The organism is Azoarcus sp. Soil_N_20 (assembly GCF_057656155.1).
This window is the reverse complement of the sequence record NZ_JBDGKX010000004.1, coordinates 375654-393635: the sequence shown is the minus strand read 5'-3', so window position 1 is coordinate 393635 and position 17982 is coordinate 375654. Positions and strand designations below refer to the sequence as shown.

The 17982-nt window shown below is 63.0% G+C and carries 19 protein-coding genes and 2 pseudogenes; 10 read left to right on the top strand and 11 right to left on the bottom strand.

Annotated features, from left to right (window positions below; all coding sequences use genetic code 11):
- Nucleotides 1–62: 62 nt before the first annotated feature.
- The 3 genes from AC3A35_RS11285 to AC3A35_RS11275 all read left to right on the top strand — a co-directional run bounded on the left by AC3A35_RS11285 (nucleotide 63) and on the right by AC3A35_RS11275 (nucleotide 3896).
- Complete coding sequence (locus AC3A35_RS11285; RefSeq protein WP_487436177.1) at nucleotides 63–1991, top strand: phosphate transport regulator; 1929 nt, start codon at nucleotides 63–65, stop codon at nucleotides 1989–1991.
- Nucleotides 1988–3610, top strand: a complete 1623-nt coding sequence (locus AC3A35_RS11280; RefSeq protein WP_487436176.1) for a PEP/pyruvate-binding domain-containing protein — start codon at nucleotides 1988–1990, stop codon at nucleotides 3608–3610. Before AC3A35_RS11285 ends, AC3A35_RS11280 begins: the two co-directional genes overlap by 4 nt.
- A 130-nt stretch (nucleotides 3611–3740) precedes the next feature.
- Nucleotides 3741–3896 carry a hypothetical protein gene (locus AC3A35_RS11275; RefSeq protein ID WP_487436174.1) on the top strand — a complete coding sequence of 52 codons (156 nt, stop codon included), beginning with the start codon at nucleotides 3741–3743 and terminating at the stop codon, nucleotides 3894–3896.
- Between the two features lie 54 nt (nucleotides 3897–3950).
- On the opposite strand, the gene AC3A35_RS11270 is transcribed toward AC3A35_RS11275, so the two are convergent.
- Together AC3A35_RS11270 and AC3A35_RS11265 are read right to left on the bottom strand one after the other, a co-directional pair.
- The gene (locus AC3A35_RS11270; protein ID WP_487436173.1) at nucleotides 3951–4748 is read right to left on the bottom strand and encodes a putative bifunctional diguanylate cyclase/phosphodiesterase; all 798 of its coding nucleotides are present in this window, start codon (nucleotides 4746–4748) and stop codon (nucleotides 3951–3953) included.
- Between the two features lie 91 nt (nucleotides 4749–4839).
- Nucleotides 4840–5466 (bottom strand): annotated as a pseudogene (locus tag AC3A35_RS11265) (diguanylate cyclase domain-containing protein); the annotation flags it as partial.
- A gap of 494 nt (nucleotides 5467–5960) precedes the next feature.
- Between AC3A35_RS11265 and AC3A35_RS11260 the strand changes: the two are divergent.
- The gene (locus AC3A35_RS11260; protein ID WP_487436172.1) at nucleotides 5961–6707 is read left to right on the top strand and encodes a CYTH domain-containing protein; all 747 of its coding nucleotides are present in this window, start codon (nucleotides 5961–5963) and stop codon (nucleotides 6705–6707) included.
- A gap of 662 nt (nucleotides 6708–7369) precedes the next feature.
- Nucleotides 7370–7879: a CYTH domain-containing protein gene (locus tag AC3A35_RS11255; protein ID WP_487436170.1), complete on the top strand. Its 510-nt coding sequence runs from the start codon at nucleotides 7370–7372 to the stop codon at nucleotides 7877–7879.
- 90 nt (nucleotides 7880–7969) lie between these two features.
- On the opposite strand, the gene AC3A35_RS11250 is transcribed toward AC3A35_RS11255, so the two are convergent.
- The 6 genes from AC3A35_RS11250 to AC3A35_RS11225 all read right to left on the bottom strand — a co-directional run bounded on the left by AC3A35_RS11250 (nucleotide 7970) and on the right by AC3A35_RS11225 (nucleotide 14582).
- Nucleotides 7970–8311: a hypothetical protein gene (locus AC3A35_RS11250; RefSeq protein WP_487436169.1), complete on the bottom strand. Its 342-nt coding sequence runs from the start codon at nucleotides 8309–8311 to the stop codon at nucleotides 7970–7972.
- Nucleotides 8312–8407: 96 nt separating this feature from the next.
- Complete coding sequence (locus tag AC3A35_RS11245; RefSeq protein ID WP_487436167.1) at nucleotides 8408–9091, bottom strand: hypothetical protein; 684 nt, start codon at nucleotides 9089–9091, stop codon at nucleotides 8408–8410.
- 328 nt (nucleotides 9092–9419) lie between these two features.
- A complete protein-coding gene (locus tag AC3A35_RS11240) occupies nucleotides 9420–10940 on the bottom strand; it encodes a CYTH and CHAD domain-containing protein (protein WP_487436166.1) in 1521 nt (506 codons plus the stop codon).
- 162 nt (nucleotides 10941–11102) lie between these two features.
- Nucleotides 11103–12026 (bottom strand): polyphosphate kinase 2, encoded by a 924-nt coding sequence (gene ppk2 / locus AC3A35_RS11235; protein WP_487436165.1) that lies wholly within the window; start codon nucleotides 12024–12026, stop codon nucleotides 11103–11105.
- 98 nt (nucleotides 12027–12124) lie between these two features.
- On the bottom strand, nucleotides 12125–13057 hold the full coding sequence (locus AC3A35_RS11230) for an IS1595 family transposase (protein WP_487436163.1): 933 nt from the start codon (nucleotides 13055–13057) through the stop codon (nucleotides 12125–12127).
- A 349-nt stretch (nucleotides 13058–13406) separates the two neighbouring features.
- On the bottom strand, nucleotides 13407–14582 hold the full coding sequence (locus AC3A35_RS11225) for a DUF3616 domain-containing protein (RefSeq protein WP_487436162.1): 1176 nt from the start codon (nucleotides 14580–14582) through the stop codon (nucleotides 13407–13409).
- 250 nt (nucleotides 14583–14832) lie between these two features.
- On the opposite strand from AC3A35_RS11225, the gene AC3A35_RS11220 reads away from it, so the two are divergent.
- The 5 genes and pseudogenes from AC3A35_RS11220 (at nucleotide 14833) to AC3A35_RS11200 (ending at nucleotide 15707) form a co-directional block, all read left to right on the top strand.
- The gene (locus tag AC3A35_RS11220) at nucleotides 14833–14964 is read left to right on the top strand and encodes a hypothetical protein (protein ID WP_487436161.1); all 132 of its coding nucleotides are present in this window, start codon (nucleotides 14833–14835) and stop codon (nucleotides 14962–14964) included.
- Nucleotides 14965–15170: 206 nt separating this feature from the next.
- A complete protein-coding gene (locus AC3A35_RS11215; protein ID WP_487436160.1) occupies nucleotides 15171–15302 on the top strand; it encodes a hypothetical protein in 132 nt (43 codons plus the stop codon).
- A 6-nt stretch (nucleotides 15303–15308) separates the two neighbouring features.
- A pseudogene (locus AC3A35_RS11210) lies at nucleotides 15309–15356 on the top strand (hypothetical protein); the annotation flags it as partial.
- Nucleotides 15352–15510: a type II toxin-antitoxin system RelE/ParE family toxin gene (locus tag AC3A35_RS11205; RefSeq protein WP_487436214.1), complete on the top strand. Its 159-nt coding sequence runs from the start codon at nucleotides 15352–15354 to the stop codon at nucleotides 15508–15510. The pseudogene AC3A35_RS11210 and the gene AC3A35_RS11205, both read left to right, overlap by 5 nt.
- Entirely contained in the window at nucleotides 15507–15707 is a 201-nt protein-coding gene (locus AC3A35_RS11200; protein WP_487436216.1) for a hypothetical protein, read from the top strand. The genes AC3A35_RS11205 and AC3A35_RS11200 overlap by 4 nt, the downstream gene beginning before the upstream one ends.
- A gap of 56 nt (nucleotides 15708–15763) precedes the next feature.
- Here the strand turns inward: AC3A35_RS11200 and AC3A35_RS11195 are convergent, their stop codons facing one another.
- From AC3A35_RS11195 to AC3A35_RS11185, 3 genes are all read right to left on the bottom strand, one after another.
- Nucleotides 15764–15976 (bottom strand): hypothetical protein, encoded by a 213-nt coding sequence (locus AC3A35_RS11195; RefSeq protein ID WP_487436159.1) that lies wholly within the window; start codon nucleotides 15974–15976, stop codon nucleotides 15764–15766.
- 19 nt (nucleotides 15977–15995) lie between these two features.
- Entirely contained in the window at nucleotides 15996–16424 is a 429-nt protein-coding gene (locus AC3A35_RS11190) for a hypothetical protein (RefSeq protein WP_487436158.1), read from the bottom strand.
- Between the two features lie 373 nt (nucleotides 16425–16797).
- Complete coding sequence (locus AC3A35_RS11185) at nucleotides 16798–17220, bottom strand: hypothetical protein (RefSeq protein ID WP_487436157.1); 423 nt, start codon at nucleotides 17218–17220, stop codon at nucleotides 16798–16800.
- Nucleotides 17221–17982: the final 762 nt, after the last annotated feature.

The following is a 17982-nucleotide window of genomic DNA, read 5'->3' as shown; positions in this document are numbered from 1 at the left end:
CCACGGTGACATGTCTGTCACATTGGCCCACGAGAATCCGGCAAAAGGTGCTGGAGCTCGCCATGGAAAAGATCGATGCACTTGCGACCCTGGGGCAGAACGAGCTACTGAAGCCTGCGCGGGTAAAGGCCGCGCTCGCGGCCAACGATCGCCTCAAACTCTATCTCAGCGTGGTCCAAGCCGCCGCGGAACGCGCGGACAGGGCCGACGCGCCCCCACTCGACCTTTCCCGCGAGTTCATGTCGGCTGGCGTGAACTTGCCATGGCTCGCGGACCTGCCCGTCAGTGCTTATCGTGAAGGCAGGACGCTGCATGTTCCCGAGCTCGCGCACCTGTATGCGATGTTGCGCGAGGATCTGCGCACGATGGCGCGGCCGCTCGAAGGCTGCACGGATCTCGATACCCGCCTGGGACACTGGACCGACTGGCTGGAAGCGCTGACCCCGGATGAACTCTCGCCCGAGCAACTTCACGCCCTGATCAGTGGAAAGCGCGGGAAGGAAGACAGCGTCCATCTGCTGATCATGGATCTGCACAAGGCGCTCAACCGGATGGCCACGGAACTGTCGAGCGACGATATCGATGGGGCGCACGTCTGGCAACTGGACGAGGCAGACCGGCCACGCGTGGCTGCCTTCATGCGCGGCGTCAATCTAACCCGCGCCCTCAAGCTCGATCATCCGGGGCTCGATACTGCCGCCACGCGCGACGGCGAGCATCTGCTGCTGCAAAACGATATCGGCACCAACGACGCCCACGTCCTGGTGATTCAGGTCAAGGGCCTGAACGTCGGCCTGACGTATTCAGATCTGCATCATCGGCGTTTCGCCTTCTTCCGCGCCCTGCTCGAGGAGGTGGAAGCGACCTGGTCCGCACCGCAGGCGCGGACCACCGCCGGACTCAATGCGGGCGACACCTACTACGTGGGGAGCGCCACCTTTGCCTGTGATAACGAAGAACAGCTGTGCAGGGTGCTCGAAGGCATCGGCGCCCGGATCGTCTTCCTGATCGACTGGAATCGGGCCCGCAAGCGGCTCGAACAGATCGTCGGCAAGGCGGCTGCGCTGGCTGTACTCACCGAGGCAGCCGGCCGCCGTGTCGGTCACATGAGTTGGCTGGCGGCCGGTGGCGAGAAGCTGATCTTCGGTGCGATGGAAGCGCTTGGTCCGGACTACTTCCACCTTGGCGATCGGCTCGACGACGTGATGGGCGTCGAGCGGGCGACGGCCTTCCTGCTCGATGCATTCGCGCTCGCGACGAAGGCGATGCAGCAGCACCAGCCGATCGCGTTGATCGTCGACGATGTCCGGCTGCTGCTCGTGCGTTACATGAGCCGTCACGACGCGTTCGACCTCCTCGCCGAGCACGCGGCCTATTGCCATGCACTGGCCGAAGGGCTGCGCGACGCGCTGGCCCACGGCCATGAGTGTGATCGCGAGGCCGCCGATATCTTCGCCGAGCGGGCGAAGGACTGGGAGCGGCGTGCCGACCAGTTGGTGATGGATGCGCGCGCGCGCGCGGAAGCGCGCCCGCGCTGGGCCAGCGTTGCCGCGCTGGTGGAAACCGTCGACGACGTCGCCGATGCGCTTGAAGAAGCGGCCTTCCTGCTCTCCCTGATTGCGGCCGGGCACCATCACGGCTGGCTGGGGGAAGTACACCAGTCGATGCGGCAGTTGGCCGACACGGTGCTCGGCGCGGTGCAGGATCACGTCAAGGCACTGGCGATCGCCCGCGGCTTCAGCGAGGAAAGCAGTGCCGAGGACCACGAGGAGTTCGTTGCCGCGCTTTGGCGTGTTCTCAATGCGGAGCGCCAGAGCGACATCCTGCTGCGCGCGGTGCGCCGCGCGCTCGCCGAACACGTCACCGATGCCGCGACCCTTCACCTGAGCACCGATTTCGCTCAGGCGCTGGAGTCGGCGACCGACGCCTTGCTCGCCACCGGTTACGGCTTGCGGCGACTGGCTTTCAGCCGGGCCGGGGTGGGCCAATGACCACGCCTGGGGCAACGGCACCGCGCACGACGGGCAACGATCGCAGGACGGTACGCCTGATCCACGCGGACCATCCGCTTGCCGCGACCACCAGCCCCGAAGAGCTCGGTTTCAAGGCCTGGAACCTGGCGCGCATGGCTGCACTGGGCCTGCCGGTGCCGCCGGCATTTGTGCTCGGCACGGGTTGGTGCGCGGCGCCCGCTTCGGTGGGCCGCGAATGCTGGCAACCCGCCCTGGCTGAACTGGAGCGGCTGACCCGGCTCCGGCTCGGCGATGTCCGCCATCCTTTGCTGCTGTCGGTACGCTCGGGTGCGCCGGTGTCGATGCCTGGCATGATGGACACGCTGCTCAACATCGGCCTCACCGAGGCGACATTGCCCGGATTCATCCGCATCAACGGTCATCCGCGATTGGCCTGGGACGCCTACCGCCGCCTCATCGCCGGCTTCGGCGAAGTCGTCGCCGGTATCGACGCACAGCATTTCGAGGACGATCTCGGGGCCGTGCGGGGGGAGGCGGACGAGCGCAGCCTGGACTTCGCGGACCTGCGCACGCTGGCGGGGCGGCATCTGGAAACCTATCGGCGCGAAGCGGGCGAGGCCTTCCCGCAGGACGCCTGCGTTCAGCTCGAGCAGGCGATCGCCGCCGTCTTCGCCTCCTGGAACGCCGACAAGGCGCGCATCTACCGAGACCTGCACGGCCTGGCGCACGACATGGGAACGGCGGTCACGGTGCAGAGCATGGTGTTCGGCAACGCCGGCGGCCTGTCGGGCGCCGGCGTGGGTTTTACGCGGGATCCGAGCAGCGGCGAGACGCAGCCCTGGGTGGATTTCCTCTTCAACGCACAGGGCGAGGATGTTGTCAGCGGTCGCCGCAGTGCGCTCGGCCATGACGAACTCGCCGCGGTCGCGCCGCAGGTCTGGGACGCGCTGTTGCAGGCGGTCGACCAACTCGAACGTGCCTTCGGCGACATGCAGGACTTCGAATTCACGGTCCAGGACGGCCGTCTGTATCTGCTGCAGACGCGCGATGGCAAGCGCACGCCGCTAGCCGCCGCGCGGATTGCGCTCGATCTCTTCGAAGAAGGCAAAATCAGCGCACAGGTCACGTGCGAACGCGTTACCGGACTCGACGCCCGATCTCTCGCCCAGCGCTACATCAGCACCAACGAAGGCGCTGAACTCGCGCCGCTGACCCATGCGCCGAGTGCGGCCAGCGGCGTGGCTTGCGGAGAAATCGTGCTAGACGAGGCGCGTGCGTGCGAGCGTACCCGCGCCGGCGCGCCGGTCGTGCTTGTTCGCCACGATGCCGAGACGCGTGACATCCGTGCACTCGACCTCGCCCAAGGGCTGCTGACACAGCGTGGCGCCCGAACCTCGCATGCCGCGGTTGTGGCACGGCAGCTCGGAAAGGTCTGTCTCGTCGGTTGCGAGGCTTTGCAGATCGACAACGCGACCCGATCAATCCGACTGGGCGACATCACCCTGCGCGAGGGCGATTTCCTGACGCTGGACGGAAATAGCGGTGCCATCTACGCGGGGCGTACGCGCATCGTGGAACGGGTCCCCAGCGATCTGATCGAGCGCTTGCAGGCCCTTCGCGCTGCACATTGCGCCTGAGCGCGAACAACACGTCGGTGGGCAGCCGGTCAGGTGCGAGCAAGAGGTCTCCCACGCTGGCGTCGCTCGCCACCTCGGCAAGGTCTGCCTGGTCGGCGGCGAAGCGCTCGTCATCGACCAGGCGCGGCGCATGCTCGCGATCGGCGCCACGGAGCTCCCCGAGGGCGCCACGATCGCCCTCGACGGCAACGAGGGCGCGGTACTTGCCGGTGCGTCGCGGATCACGGAAGAGGTGCCGCAGGATCTGCTCGAACGTCTCGATCGCCTGCGCGGCAGGCGGGGTTGACCCGATGGGACGGTGATGAGCGCCGGCTCGCAGGTGGGCCCGTCCTCACCCCCGCTATCGGCCGACGAAGCCCGGCGCCGTGCTCCGCGCGCCTAGCCACACGACAAATTCCTCCGCCGGCACTGGCCGGCAATGGAAATAGCCCTGCACCTTGTCGCATCCGCAGGCGCGGGCGAAATCGAACTCCGAGCGGGTTTCCACCCCCTCTGCGATGAGCTCCAGCGCCAGGCTCCTGGCCATAGCCGCGATCGCCTGCACGATGGAGCGATTGGCCGGCATGGCATCGACGCCGCGGATGAAGGACTGATCGATCTTCAGGGTGTCGATCGGGAAGCGCTGCAAGTAGCTCAGGCTCGAGAAGCCGATACCGAAATCGTCGATGGCCAGCCGCCCCCCCAGTTGCTTGAGCTTCAGCAGGGTGTCGAGGACGTCCGGTGCGCGCTGCATGGCGATGCCTTCGGTCAACTCCAGTTCCACGCATCCCGGGTCGATGCCGGCGGCCTCGACCGCGTCCCGCACCCGCTCGACGAAATCGGCACAGCGGAACTGCACCGCGGAAATATTGACGGCGATGCGCAGCGGCGGGCCCCCACCCTGCGACCACCGCTGCGTTTGGCGACACGCTTGGCGCAAGACCCAGGTGCCGATGTCGACGATGAGGTCCGACTCTTCGGCGATAGGGATGAAGACCGCCGGCGACACCATGCCGCGGCTGGGATGCTGCCAGCGCAGCAGTGCCTCGACGCCGACGACCGCGCCGGTCGGCACGCTGATTTGCGGCTGGTAGTGAAGCAGCAGTTCGTTGCGTTCGAGCGCGTACCGCAGGTCGGCCTCCAGGACGAAGTCCTCCATGGAGTTCGCCGACAGGCCGGGCACGCATTTTCCGGAAGGCGTTGCGGCCGCTCTTCTTGGCATCGTACATGGCGGCATCGGCCTTGGCGAAGAGGTTTTCGACGTCGACGTCGTCACACGGATAGATCGCGACGCCGATGCTGGCCGTCACGACGATGTCCCGCTCCAGCACGCGGAAGGGCTGCTGCAGCGCGTCCACGATGCGCTGCAGCAGCAGATCGACGTCCCCGGCGGCCTTCAACTGCTCCAGCACGATCGCGAACTCGTCCCCGCCCAGCCGCGACACGGTGTCGATGGCCCGCAGGCATCCCTCCAGGCGTTCCGCCACCGCCTGCAGGAGATGGTCACCGAAGCAATGCCCCAAAGTGTCGTTGATCTGCTTGAAGCGATCGAGGTCGACGAACAGCAGCCCAAACAGCGTGCCGTTACGGATCGACTCGCGGCACGCCATGGTCAGGCGATCGGCCATGAGGAGCCGATTGGGCAGTCGGGTGAGCGAATCGTAGTGCGCCAGGTAATACAGTTCCTCCTGCTTGCGCTCGGCGATGTACTGGAGCAGATCGTGATTGTTCGCGACGCCGAGATACCGCTCGCCTTCGGTGACGATGAACGCGGTCACCATGTGCTGCATCCCGGCATCGATGATGATGCGCGCCACGTCGTCGATGCTGGTGGCGGCATCGACAACGACCGGGGGCTTGTTGATCGCCGTCTCCATTTCGCCGAGCGCGGCGAGCGTTTTCTTGCCATGGATATCAAGCACGAATCGACGGCTGAAATAGTCGACGTAGGCATGCCGCTCGACCAGCGCGCATGGAACCTGGTTGGCATCGACCACCGGCAACACGAAGAGCGACGGATCTTCGATGAGCCGGTTGAACACGTCGCTGCAGCGCATGTTCTCCCGGATGGGCGCCACCCATCGGCACAGCTGCTTGACGTTAGGCGAATCGGGCAGGTTCCTGGGTCTCAGGTAGGAGAGCCGGCGGGCGGCGGGCCGGAGCGGCAGCGCCGGTTGCGCCGTTTGGACACTCGCCGGGGGGCGGCCTTCGTTCGTGGGGGGCATGATTTCACCTGAAATCCCGGGCGCCTGTCGGCACGTCCGATTCGCGGTCCACCACGGCTTGCGCACACTGTCTCGAGCCCGGATCGCACCCATTCGCTTCGAGGGTAACGGCCCACCATGAACGGGATATGGAACCATGGCGACGCTTGCCGGTCAAGCCCAGCGGCTACGAGGCGAAACCGCGTCGTTGCGCGACCCACGTCCCTCTCCCTGAAAGCGGATTCTGCGCGGTGCGGCGCGCCACCGCTCTGAGCCGCAAGGACGACCCTGCACCGGCCGTCCATACGGCACACACGGTAGGACACGCCTATGTTCGCGCTTCTGAAGTACTCCAGAGCCCCATCCGCGTGGCAAGGGAAATTGAACGCAAGTTCCTGGTGCGTGATACGCGCATCCTGGACGGGCGCACGGGCGACCGTATCGTGCAGGGTTACCTCGCCAAGGCGCCGGGGGAGATGTCCGTGCGGGTCCCGATCCGCGCCGAGCGGGCTTTCCTCACGCTGAAGGCGGCTCGTCACAGCTTGTCGCTGGCGCGGGACGAATTCGAGTACCCGATCCCCCTCGCCGATGCCCAGCAAATTCTTGCCCTGCACTGTGCCGATCGGATCGTTCGGAAGACGCGCTATCTGATCGAGTTCGCGGGCTTCGTTTTCGAGGTCGATGTCTTCGAGGGGAGGCATTCAGGACTCATTCTCGCCGAGGCCGAGCTTCCCCATGAGAACGCCGCCTTGCCGCTGCCGCCCTGGATCGGCGAAGAGGTCACGCACGACAGACGCTACGGGAATCTCTCGCTGGCACGACTGGAAGGGAGCGACCTGCGTGCCGATGGGTGGTCGATGCCCGCCGCAAGGGCCGCCGCTTCGAGCCTTCCGCCAGGACCGGGCAGCCAGTAAGGCTGCGGCCGGCGGAGGCGACGAAGCCGTTGCGCCTGGATGAGGCGTACGCGCTGCCCCAGTCGACTGACACCCCCTGTAACGTCAGCTTGATTGAGAGCGAGGCGGGCGATAGCCTGAACATGTGGCGATGTGCTCCGGATTTCACTGCATCCGGCACGCCGAAGCCTCAATGTGCGCGTAGAGCGCGGAGGCTGTAGCCGACGCGCAATAACCTGAAGATCTAACGGTTATGGAGTGGTCTACGGCGCCCTTGAAATGCGAATCCTGTGTTTTTCTGACGCTCAGATCTCAACCTGTATGACAAAGGAACATTTGAAGCCCTCATCGCCGAAGGCGCGAGCGTGGGCAATCATTCATTGCTGAGTGCAGCGCTGACTGTGGGGCCGGAACGGTTCTCCGTTTTGAACGTAAGCCGGCGCCCCCACTGCCGCCGAGCCAAACACCGCCGCAGCGATGCAGGCGAGCGTATCCGTTTCGGGAGCGGGGCGAACCGGTCGGCGGTAGCGCCAGCGCCTGACAGCACTGGATGCGGCACTGCCGTGTTGCGGAACAGCGACGGAACTCTTCGCTATAACTGCATCCTTGCAAAACTGTGTTGCGGCTGTCACCGACGGAACTCTTCGCTACAATTGCATTCTTGCAAAGTTGAATTTCAAATTATGGCGCGAGAAATCGAGCGCAGGTTCCTGGTCCGTGACCTTCGGGTCCTCGATGGCCGCAAGGGCGAGCGCATCGTTCAGGGCTACATTGCAAAGGAGGCCGGGTCGATGTCGACGCGGGTACGTATCCGTGCCGGACGTGCTTATCTCACCCTGAAGTCATCCAAGCAGGGTTTCAGCCGTGACGAGTTCGAATACGCCATCCCACTCGCCGACGCACAGGCGATGATCGACCACCACTGTGCCGGACGAATTGTGCGCAAGACGCGCTACCTGATCGATCACGCTCACCATGTGTTCGAAGTCGATGTGTTCGAAGGGCGCCATACAGGCCTGATCGTGGCGGAAGTGGAACTGCCGCACGAACACACCACCGTGAGCCTTCCGGTCTGGGTCGGCGAAGAGGTTACGCTGGACACCTGCTACAGCAACTTCACGCTGGCGATGATCGAGCGGAACCATCGCCTCCGCCGAGGACAGCTGAGCGGCAGCCAGCACCACGATCAGTAAGAAGCCACTACATCGATTGCCGTTCAGATCTGGTTCTGAACGGCAATCGTCTCGCAATGTCTCGCGAGATGGCGGCAGCTTACCTGCAGTTCAGCGACCCGGTTCGCGAACGCGACCCCACCGCTGGTCGAACCGCTCATGCTGGCTGCGCTCGAGCGTGTCTCGCGCATCCTTCATCCTGGCAAGTTGACGCTTGATCTGCGCGACACTCGCGGCCGTGCCAATAATCATCTCTCCCTGCAGGAGATCACCCCGGGTTTTCGACAGCGCAACATTGGCCATTTCGCACCTGTCGATGAGTCGATCGCGCTCGGCCTGCAACTGCGCGTTCGTCGTCCACATCTGGGTGTATGTCGGGACGCCCGCCGCCTCAAGCATCTGATCGATCGCCTGCATCCTGGCCGTGATCTCCGCCGCATCATTGAGTTTCATGGTTACCCCCTACAAGAGAACATCCTCGGCCACGCTCAATGGGCGCTGGGTATCGAACGCCGGATCGAGGACCGGCAACGTTCTGCATGTCCGAAATCAACGCTTTTTCTTGCCGGACCTGCCTTTGGCGATGGCTGGCAGCGCCTCGATCAAGGCCATGATTTCGGCACCACTGCGAACCGAGAGCGCGGAAATCGAAGCCCGAACCACTTCGGATTTCGTCGGCCGACGCCCGACCGCCTTGACCTCGTCGCGCAACGTTTTGAGCCGCTTGCCCTCGCTGGCAGCAAGCGCGAACGAGTCCCGTACCCGTTTCTCAGGTTTCGGCTTCTTGGTGGGCGCGACCTTGACCTTGATGGTTTTGCGGGGGTCCTTCGCCGCATCGGGAGCAGAAACTGGCGCGACTTGATCCGCCCTCACGGTTGCTTTCACGCCGGTCTTTTTCACGGGCGCGGTGATCTCCGCTGCAGAAACCGTCGGGGAAGACTTTCTGGCGCGCGGCTTGGCCGATGTCACGGTTGCGCGCTTGTTTGCCTTGACCACCTCGGGTGTTCCAGCAATTTTCTTGACGGTCTCTCGCGCAGTTACCCCCTTCTTCATCGTGGCCTCAACACGGGTGGCACCGGCCTCGATCTGCTGAGCCGGCGCCTCGGGCGTTTCTTGTGGGTCGGAAACAGGCGTTTGCGTCTTCATGACATCCGGGTGCCGTTGAATCAGCGAGGCATCTTCCTGTTTGAGTGTTGCGCGCAGTGCGGACTGGGTGTTCCTGCTCGTGGTCATGTCTCTCTCCTCGGCCAATAAGGAGAGCAGCGTTCGCGCACGGCATCTGCCACGCCCCAGACCACGACGTGCAACCAAACTGGCCGCAAGCGTGGTTTGAATGAGTGGTCTGCTTCGTCGTGCTGCGACCTGCTTTCCGAGAGTGATATCGTAATACTTTATTATTCTATTCTCGGAGGGACGGCGCAAGGGATGAAGAGAAATAGTGGCCAGGCTGTGCGTGTGTCAGCACATGCGCAATCAAGGCGACCGCGCGATTCCGGCCTGTGGTTGCAACGACGCTTCAGGGAACGCATGCGCCTCAATCAATCCGCACGCCGCTCGATCGTTACCCGGCCTTCCAGGGGACCGCGCCCCAGAGCACCGCCCTGCAGATCTTCAGGACCTTTTGGTGTGTCTCGGCATCACGCTGGGCATGCCAGCCGAGCACAAAGCCGGCCGCCATCCCAAGTGCCGGGTCGCCCTGCACCCAGTTCTCGCATCGGACGCGCGCAACCTCCATGTCCTGGAGGAATCCGAGCGCTGTCTGCGCGCGCGTCAGGTGCCTCAAGTAGCGACCCACGGACTTCCGTGGAAAGAGCGGCGCGAAAAACTCCATTGCATACCGCAGTTCCTTCGTGGCGATACGCAACTGGTGCAACTGTTCAGGCAGGAGCTCCGTCGCCTGCTCGTAGCGTCGGCGGCCACTCTTTAGTAGCCGTCCGAGGCGAAGCGCGGCAAAGCGCCGCAGGTTCGCAGCGATATCGACGCTTACGTCGGGCAGGCGCAACAGGGCCGTAGTGAACGCCAGGATCAGCCGACCCTGCTCCCCCTGATCGAGACTCCGTTCGGTTTCCTCAAAGGCCGCCCGACGTGCGCCGTCAGCCCTGTCCCTCAAGCGCATGATCACCTCCGTGTCCATGAGCCGCTCGAACGACACCGGGTCCAGTAGTTCGTCGTGAAAAACGTCGAGATCACGAGCGGCACTGAAACGAATCGCGTTGTCGCGCAGGCGAGCCCGCCATTCGGCGACGAATTCAACCGGCAGGGCGGGCCTGAAGAGCTTTAGCAGCGAGCGCAGACGCCGCAGCCCAACCCGCAACTGGTGAATGAACTCCGGTCGTTGGTCGCGACTGACTTCCGACGCCCCGATCGTGTTGGTCTGCCATTGGCGCACGCAAGCCTGAGCCAGGGTCACGAAGGCATCGACCACGGTCTGGTCAGCCCCGATTCCCGAGCCTTGTGAGCGCAATGGGAGCACGCTCTCCTCGAGAAGCAGTCGATAGCCGCGATCCGCAATCGAGAGGTCACACGGTATCAACGGGAGGTCACGCGCCAATTCGACTGCGAGGCGGTATAGATCGAGCTGATGCCCGGCTTCGAGCGAAAGTACGAGTTCACCGATCGGCGCGCTGTGCCGGGCGGCTTCCATCATGCCCTCCTCGATCGTCATCAGAATCGTCGCGCCGTCACGGGACTCATGACGACACGACGTTCGGCGCAATCTGGCGCAAAAGACCGCCACGAGGCTTGCCCTATGCTTCTGGAGCCGGCGAGCCAGACGGGTATCGTCGATGTGAGCGCAATCGAAAACGCCGTCAAAAGGCTGGACCCATACAGGCGCAACGGATAGTCCAACTACCGGCTGCATCCTGGGCGAAATTACCTGCTCACAGATCACCCCATGGCGCCGAAGACAGGCGCTCAGTCTCCGCGCGTTCAGGAGAAAATCCGGCGTGTCGTAGTAGGTCTCCTCCGCGTCGTCGTCGTCCGTGACGGGCACCGATGCTTCGGAAAGAACCGGATGCCTCCTTAGCGCAGGCACGGCGTCAGGGGGCAAAATGAGCCTTAGCTCGACCTTCGCACTCATCGTGGCACTCCCTCACCGGCACGACCGCTTTCACACCCGGTACTCTAGCCCTCAGTCTCAATGCTTCACATGATTGCCCATGCAATTCTTGCGGCGGCAAACCCAAGCTCAAGGCTAGACGCGGCGGTTCGGCGGCTGCTTCGCGCATCCTCCAGGTCGTGATCAGCGAAAGTAGTCCGGTACGAACATTTCTGGTGGCACTTCGTGGCGACTATAGTCCGGATGGCGAACGCGCTCAGGCAAACTTATAATCGGACGCTGTATCTCCGAATAGGGAATCTGCTCCAGCAGGTGGTGAATGCAGTTGAGACGAGCCGCCTTCTTGTCGTCGGCATGTACGACCCACCAGGGTGCCTCGGCGATGTGAGTGCGCTCGAGCATGATCTCCTTGGCCTCCGTGTACTTCTCCCAGCGAGCGCGTGACTCGAGATCCATCGGGCTGAGCTTCCACTGCTTGAGTGGGTCATGGATGCGCGACAGGAAGCGGAAGTGCTGCTCATCATCCGTGATCGAGAACCAGTACTTGATCAGCTGGATCCCCGAACGAACCAGCATCCGCTCGAATTCCGGTACCGATCGGAAAAATTCTTCATACTCGTCGTCGGTGCAAAAGCCCATCACGCGCTCGACGCCCGCACGGTTGTACCAACTGCGATCAAACAAGACCATCTCGCCAGCAGCGGGAAGGTGCGGTACATAGCGCTGGAAATACCACTGGGTACGCTCTCGATCGTTGGGTGCCGGCAGCGCCACCACCCGACATACGCGGGGGTTAAGGCGCTGGGTAATGCGCTTGATGACGCCGCCCTTGCCTGCGGCATCGCGGCCTTCGAACAGGATCACGACACGGTGCTTGGTGGTGGCAACCCAGTCCTGAAGTTTGACCAGCTCACCCTGCAGGCGGAGCAATTCACTGAAGTATCGACGACGCTGAATCTTCTCGAGATCTGACGGCGGGAGGGCGTCCCTGTTGCCAATCTCGTCGAGCCGACGGTCGTCCATCTCCAGTTCCAGCTCCTCGTCATAGGTGTCGAGGAGTTCGCGCTCAAGACGCCGGTGTAGATCGCTTATGTCCTGTTTGTCCATGGAACACCGCAGGAAGGTGGCAGTGATGTAACAACGAAGGCTCTGCCATGTTTGTTACAGATCGTCGATGCATGGTGGAGGATGCGCAAATTTCTTGGCTATGTCACCGCTAAGTGTGGGAATGTGCCGATGGCGGCAAGCAGCATTGCTTGGGGTGTAGGAAGGTGGTGAGCGTCGAGGGCGTGCCGCCATCCGAGATAGTTGGGCAAGTAGTGGGTAGCGACGCCGTGGAAGCGCCCAATCCATTGGCGTAGTCGGCTGTGGTAGGCGTTGGCGTTCTGCACGTGGAACGCGCCTTTGACGCGCATGCCGGCTGACAAATTGACGGATTCATGGCTGATACCGGCTTCTTTGGCGAAGTATCGGTAGCTTGCATTGGCATCACTGACCAGCAACACGTCCGCATCGAGTACCGGCGGCAGGCATTGACGCAGTTGCGCTTTGCTGACAGGCCCTTTTCCGGTCACGAAGTCCAGCGTTTGTCCGGTCCGGTCGCGCGCGACAAGCACACACACCTGTTCGTTCGACAGTCCTCGTTTGGTTGCGGCTCCGCCGCGCTTGTGGGGCGGTCGAGGTAGTTTTCGGGCTCCTTTCTGTGACTCGAGAAAGTAAGTCTCGTCCGCTTCGGTGATGCCATGCAAATGTGAGGGTCGGTCGTTCTTAATCCAGGCCAGGAAGCGGTGACGCCAACGGAAACTGGTGTTGCGGTGTACCGCGGTATTCTTGGCTGCCTGGCGTACCGTCTGCGAAGTCAGCATCCCTTGCAGATAGGTCAGCCACTTCGATTTGTGTCGTAGCCGCGCCAATGGGGTGCCAGTCAAAGCATTGAAGGTCTTGCCACAGGTCTGGCAGCGATAGCGCTGAAGACCGTCTGCCTGGCCATGTCGATGCAGCCGCGACTGCCCGCAGTGTGGGCATTTCGGAGTCGATTCAAAGCACGCTTGAAGGTGCGCTGCCGCTTGGTCGCCATCATGCGGTCGCCTCAGGACTTCAACGACCTTGCTTCGCTGACGGGGTGACAACTGCCCCAAACGGCTTCAACACGCGTTCGAACTCAACTGTTCTCATCACCGCCTCTCCGCACCAATAGAGCTATATAAAAATATAGCTCTCGGCCGCGACAGTTCAACACTTAGCGGTGACATAGCCAATTTCTTTGGCCTTCAGCGGACCGCGAGCCACACCACTTCGACGCGAATCATCGCAGCACTGCCGGCACCCATGCGGCACAGGCATCGGCGGCCGACAACGGCCAACTGATCGTGGCGCTCACCGTGCGCCCGCGCAATTCGATCCGGATGGCAGAGGACACCGGCGTTGACGCGAACTCCAGCGGAACGACGGCCGGCGAGAGTTGCGCCAGCGATGCAGGCACCAGCTTCAGGGATCGGCCTTGACGCCGATGGCAATCGTTGGATGCCGCTCCGGTAAAGCAAAGATGTCAGCCCTGACCGTCTCAGCCTCGGTCCCCTGACGGCGCGGAGCAGCGCTGTCGTAGACGACCAGTAACGACTGAGCCTGATCGCCGTCGTCTGCCAGCAGCGTGATTCCTTCCGCGTGGTCCATGCCTGCCTCATCGCCCTGGCCGTGTGGAATCGCACCGAGCAACTCGAGGTCGTCGCGGCAGACCGCAGCGTCCCGCGGGGAGTTGGCGCCACCAGGCCAGCGGAAAAGCTTCACGGGCCCATCCAGTTCCATCGTCGGCCCCGCCAGGATCAGCAGATCCTCGCCATGGACGCACAGGTCGCGGATGCCCAAACCATCCAATTGGATAAAGTGCTTCAGGTAGGGCTGCTTGTCGGGCACGAATTTCATCAGTTTCAGGGCGCGGGGATTGTCGGCGACCTCGATCGGCATGATTTCGAGGATCACTGCCCATCCGCGCAGGACCGGTCCGCGCAAGCCCAGCAGCAGACGTTCGCCGACGACCGCCAGTCCTTCGATGTCGAACCCATTGTCCTTTCCTGGAACGCCGAGAAACCGGCGTAGATGGATGTCCTCAACCAGCGCGCCCATCAGATCGTTGCCCGTCGCATCACCGCGCAGGATTGCCGCGCTGCGCATTGCCCCGTTGAGCTTTACCTTCTTTCTGGGAACCGGGCCGTCGCCCTCGTCAACGATGGGAATACGAGCCAGCAGGAAGCGATTGCCGTCCCGGCTGAGCTTTGCCAGGCGCTTGGCACTCTGTTGCGGCGAGTCGTCGTCTCGCGGCCGGGTGCGCTTCAGGCTGTGTGAGCCGACCAGCCACAGGTAGTCCCCACTGAAGTCGATGCCTTCGATGTCCGCTTCGTCGATCTCGCCGGAATCCGAACGCGGTATCGGAAGCTTGAGATAATCGTGCAGCGCAAACTGCCGGTGGTCGGCGAAGCGCGGCTCGTGCTTGTCACACCCAGTCGAAAGCGTGAGTCGCTCTATCGTGATTGTCTCGTCGTTCGCCAGCCACAGGCTGTCACCTGTCCGCGCAACGACGGATAGCCCTTGCCGCAATGACTTGCGCCCGCCGAGCATGCTCAGCCTACGGTCGAACTCCAGTGTCGCACCACCGATCTGCTTCATGAGTAGGAACCTCGCACTTGGGAAGCTGATTGAAACACGAACGAACTGGTCGCGAGCGCCACTTTGCCTTTGGAGTTACGCCCGCGCATTAATCGGAGGGCCCTGGTTGGCGCGGTGTCGAGCGCTTTTGCATCAGCCTGTTGGACGAAGCCGCTACGCGGAGGAGGCCGTTTCGCCGAGCCGGATTCACAATCTGATCTCCCCCCTCTGACGGGGACTGTCCGATGACAAACGAGGAGGTCATTCTACGATGAAGGCATTAAATGGGAAGGATTTCGAGCGCAGCTACGCGTTGCACCTGCAGCATCTGAAGCTCAAGGGGCTGCAGCCGAAGTCGGTCGAAGCGTACTCGCGTGCGATCCGGCGGATCGGGGCGCGGTGAGATGCCCGGATCGACCATCTCACCGAGCAGCAGCTGGCCCAGTGCCTCGGCGCATTGCCCCGCTTCCCTGGCCACCGCCAATTCGTCGCGGAGCGGTCGTGGGGGCGTCTCAGGAGACGGATAAAGTCGTACCCTAAGCCGGGTTGCCTGTTCTGTTGCTCCTCAAACCAGCTTGCCAAAACATACATGATTTGCATACTTTAGGCGTGACCGATCCCAAGCCCGTCGAGTTCCCGGGCAGTTCCCTTGATGATCTTCGCGCCTTCCCGCTCGCGGCCAAGCGCGAGGCAGGTCATCATCTCGACCAGGTGCTGAACGGCCAGGAACCGGACGACTAGAAGCCCATGAACACCGTGGGCCAGGGGGTGAAGGAGATTCGGATTCGAGATGCCGCCGGGGCGTTTCGAGTCCTCTACGTTGCCAAGTTCGCTGATGCACGTCTACGTGCTTCACTGCTTTCAGAAGAAGACAGAGAAGACCAGCAAGGCCGATGTGGATTTGGCCGCCAAACGTTACCGCGACTTGTTGAAGGAGCCAGGCCAATGAGCAACCAACAATTTGCCTGCGTCCGGGATGCCATCGAGGACACCCTGGAAGAAGCGGAAAACATAAAGCTGCGGTCTGTCCTGCTGACGGCGCGGAAGAACCACCTTACCCGTACCGAAATGAGCCAGGCGCAGGTGAGTGTGGTCACCCGAATTGAGGGCCCGATGTTCACGCACGGTGATGGTCGCCGGGGGTGATGTCGGAAAGGGGCACGCCGCAGGCGTCGGATGCCTACGGCGTTTTGGTGCGTCACTCAGAAGGGCGGCTCGTCAGGGTTGTGGGATCGGAACAAGTCGGGCTGGACGAGGTTCTCGCGGGATCGATCCTGGTAGAAGCGATGGATCTGTCCGCCGTAATGGGCTTCGAAGCGGAGCAGGAAGTCGTTGAGGAAGTGGTGGATCTCGACCACTGCTTCATCGGCGAGGGTCGGCAGACAGAGTTCGGCAGGAGCGCAATCGGGTTGCATGGGAAGGTCTCTCATGGGTTTAGCGGGCGGCCGCCAAGCGGCGTGGCGCGGGCGTCTCGGGCTGGGCAAAGACATCGAGGTAGAGCTTCTCGTCGAGTTGGGGCAAGTCACGCTGGGCGGCGGCCGCGAGCAGCTCGGCGGCGAGCGTGGTCAGGATGCGGTAATTGCCGGCAGCGTGATCGCACAGCGTGTGGGTGAGCGCGGGCGTCATCAGGCTGGCGTTGCCGGCGCCGGTGAGCAGATGATTGAGGCAGGCGAGCAGTTCTTCGCGGCTGGCATGCTCGGTGGCGAGCCGGGTGCGGATGCGCGAACCCAGCGGGATCAACTCCTCGCGCCGCAGCTTCTCGATCAGGCGTGCGTCGCCGGCGAGGACCACGCACAGCAGCGGCTGCGAATCGAAGCGGGCGCTGGCCAAGAGGCGCAGCTCCGAGAGCACCGCCGGACTCATCTCCTGGGCCTCATCGATAACTGAGCGCGCGCCTGGCGGCCAGCGCCCGCGTTTCAACCGTGATGATGGCGACACTGGTGGTCGGGCCATTCTATCTCTCTGGGCCAGTGCATCTGGTTGCCTCCTAAAACCGGCCTTACCGATCCTGACCTGGTCATGGGAGCCGAGCACCGCGACGCCCGCGGTCTCGCCGAGATCCAGCGCGCCGACGCAACAGCGAACCCGGCGCGACATGGCCCTCCTGCTCCTCATCGACGTCAGCGGATGGGGCGGCGGCCGGGATCGCCGAGAACACGGTCTTGAAGTTCATGAAATCAGGGTCCGTCACAAGCCCCGCTCACGCCACCGGTGAGCTCGAAAGAGGCAACCTCGACTATAGAGCAGGATGCCCGATCAGTGACCTCGGGAGCCTGTCGAATTTTAGGTCGATCTGCTGCGCCAGCGGGAGAAGCGGTCCATATCCGCCCGATTTTTCGCTGCATAGAACCACTGTGCGCCTCGAAACCGACCAAATCTGTCCTCGCTTTTCCACGTCGCGAGCGACGATCGCTCGAGTCCGACATGACTGTGCGGACACTGGGAGCCGGGGCTGCCCGAGCACGGCGGCAATCTCTGCGTTCGTCGGCACCGGGCGGGCGGGATCGAGCCAACCCAGGGCATGGGCCAACTCGCGAAAGCGGGCCGCTTTGTTACGCCCCATCAGTTTCGAGCGCGCAATCTCGCGCTCGGAGTCGCCCTGACGCATGCGCATCAGGGCCTGGCGGTACTCGTACATCTCGATGCTCCTGCGGGCCATGGCCTGCCTCCTGCCGAACAAAAAGCCCGGTAGGGTAGCGATGGGCCGCTCAAAGTCGAGACGTCCGTCAGTGCATCACTGGCTCCATTACGCCGATCTGGCGCTGGCTCCTATGTGCCGATCCGCGACTGGCTTCATTGTGCCGGTCACGGCGTGGCCTCAATGTGCCGATCACAGGGTGGCTCCATTGTGCCGATCATCAAATGGCTCCTATGTGCCGGTCGGTGACATACACACCCTCGGCCGGTGGCCGACCGGCGCCAGCCTTCGGTCACTGACCGGTCCGACTTCAGACCTGCCGCTCACGAGGCCACATCGCCTTGACGTAACGAACGGCCGCTTCCGATGCGTCGGGTGTTGCGGCGAATGGCCGCTTCGAAAATGCTCGACCGGCAGGTCTGGGTCGGGTTGCGACCGACGCCTCCTCGGATTCACCGCCGGAAAGCCGCCGTTGGAGGTTCGCTTCCCGAAAGCTGCCGCTCGCCGATGAGTCATTTCGACCCGTTGCGGTCATCGGCGCCCTGAGGAAAGCTGTCGTTCAACGTGGAGCTAACCGGCGCTGCGCAGCTTCATTGCGCAGCGACCGAAGGTAGTATGGTTGACCGCCGGGCTATGTGCTTTCCGTATGGCGTGCCTAGAGTTATTCCTTTCATTTGCTCCACGATGCAGGCGAATTGTTGACCACTGCCGAACGAGTGTTGCCGGCGGTGCAAATCCGCACAAAATTGGCGTCGAAAACCGCTTGTCTGTATGTCCGTAACC

Coding starts and splice junctions, on each gene's coding strand:
- AC3A35_RS11285 (WP_487436177.1), top strand. CDS start 63: ATGGAAAAGATCGATGCACTTGCGACCCTGGGGCAGAACGAGCTACTG.
- AC3A35_RS11275 (WP_487436174.1), top strand. CDS start 3,741: ATGCTCGCGATCGGCGCCACGGAGCTCCCCGAGGGCGCCACGATCGCC.
- AC3A35_RS11250 (WP_487436169.1), bottom strand. CDS start 8,311: ATGAAACTCAATGATGCGGCGGAGATCACGGCCAGGATGCAGGCGATC.
- AC3A35_RS11280 (WP_487436176.1), top strand. CDS start 1,988: ATGACCACGCCTGGGGCAACGGCACCGCGCACGACGGGCAACGATCGC.
- AC3A35_RS11255 (WP_487436170.1), top strand. CDS start 7,370: ATGGCGCGAGAAATCGAGCGCAGGTTCCTGGTCCGTGACCTTCGGGTC.
- AC3A35_RS11185 (WP_487436157.1), bottom strand. CDS start 17,220: ATGGCCCGCAGGAGCATCGAGATGTACGAGTACCGCCAGGCCCTGATG.
- AC3A35_RS11195 (WP_487436159.1), bottom strand. CDS start 15,976: ATGCAACCCGATTGCGCTCCTGCCGAACTCTGTCTGCCGACCCTCGCC.
- ppk2 (WP_487436165.1), bottom strand. CDS start 12,026: ATGGACAAACAGGACATAAGCGATCTACACCGGCGTCTTGAGCGCGAA.
- AC3A35_RS11205 (WP_487436214.1), top strand. CDS start 15,352: ATGCCGCCGGGGCGTTTCGAGTCCTCTACGTTGCCAAGTTCGCTGATG.
- AC3A35_RS11220 (WP_487436161.1), top strand. CDS start 14,833: ATGAAGGCATTAAATGGGAAGGATTTCGAGCGCAGCTACGCGTTGCAC.
- AC3A35_RS11200 (WP_487436216.1), top strand. CDS start 15,507: ATGAGCAACCAACAATTTGCCTGCGTCCGGGATGCCATCGAGGACACC.
- AC3A35_RS11240 (WP_487436166.1), bottom strand. CDS start 10,940: ATGAGTGCGAAGGTCGAGCTAAGGCTCATTTTGCCCCCTGACGCCGTG.
- AC3A35_RS11225 (WP_487436162.1), bottom strand. CDS start 14,582: ATGAAGCAGATCGGTGGTGCGACACTGGAGTTCGACCGTAGGCTGAGC.
- AC3A35_RS11190 (WP_487436158.1), bottom strand. CDS start 16,424: ATGAGTCCGGCGGTGCTCTCGGAGCTGCGCCTCTTGGCCAGCGCCCGC.
- AC3A35_RS11270 (WP_487436173.1), bottom strand. CDS start 4,748: ATGGAGGACTTCGTCCTGGAGGCCGACCTGCGGTACGCGCTCGAACGC.
- AC3A35_RS11245 (WP_487436167.1), bottom strand. CDS start 9,091: ATGACCACGAGCAGGAACACCCAGTCCGCACTGCGCGCAACACTCAAA.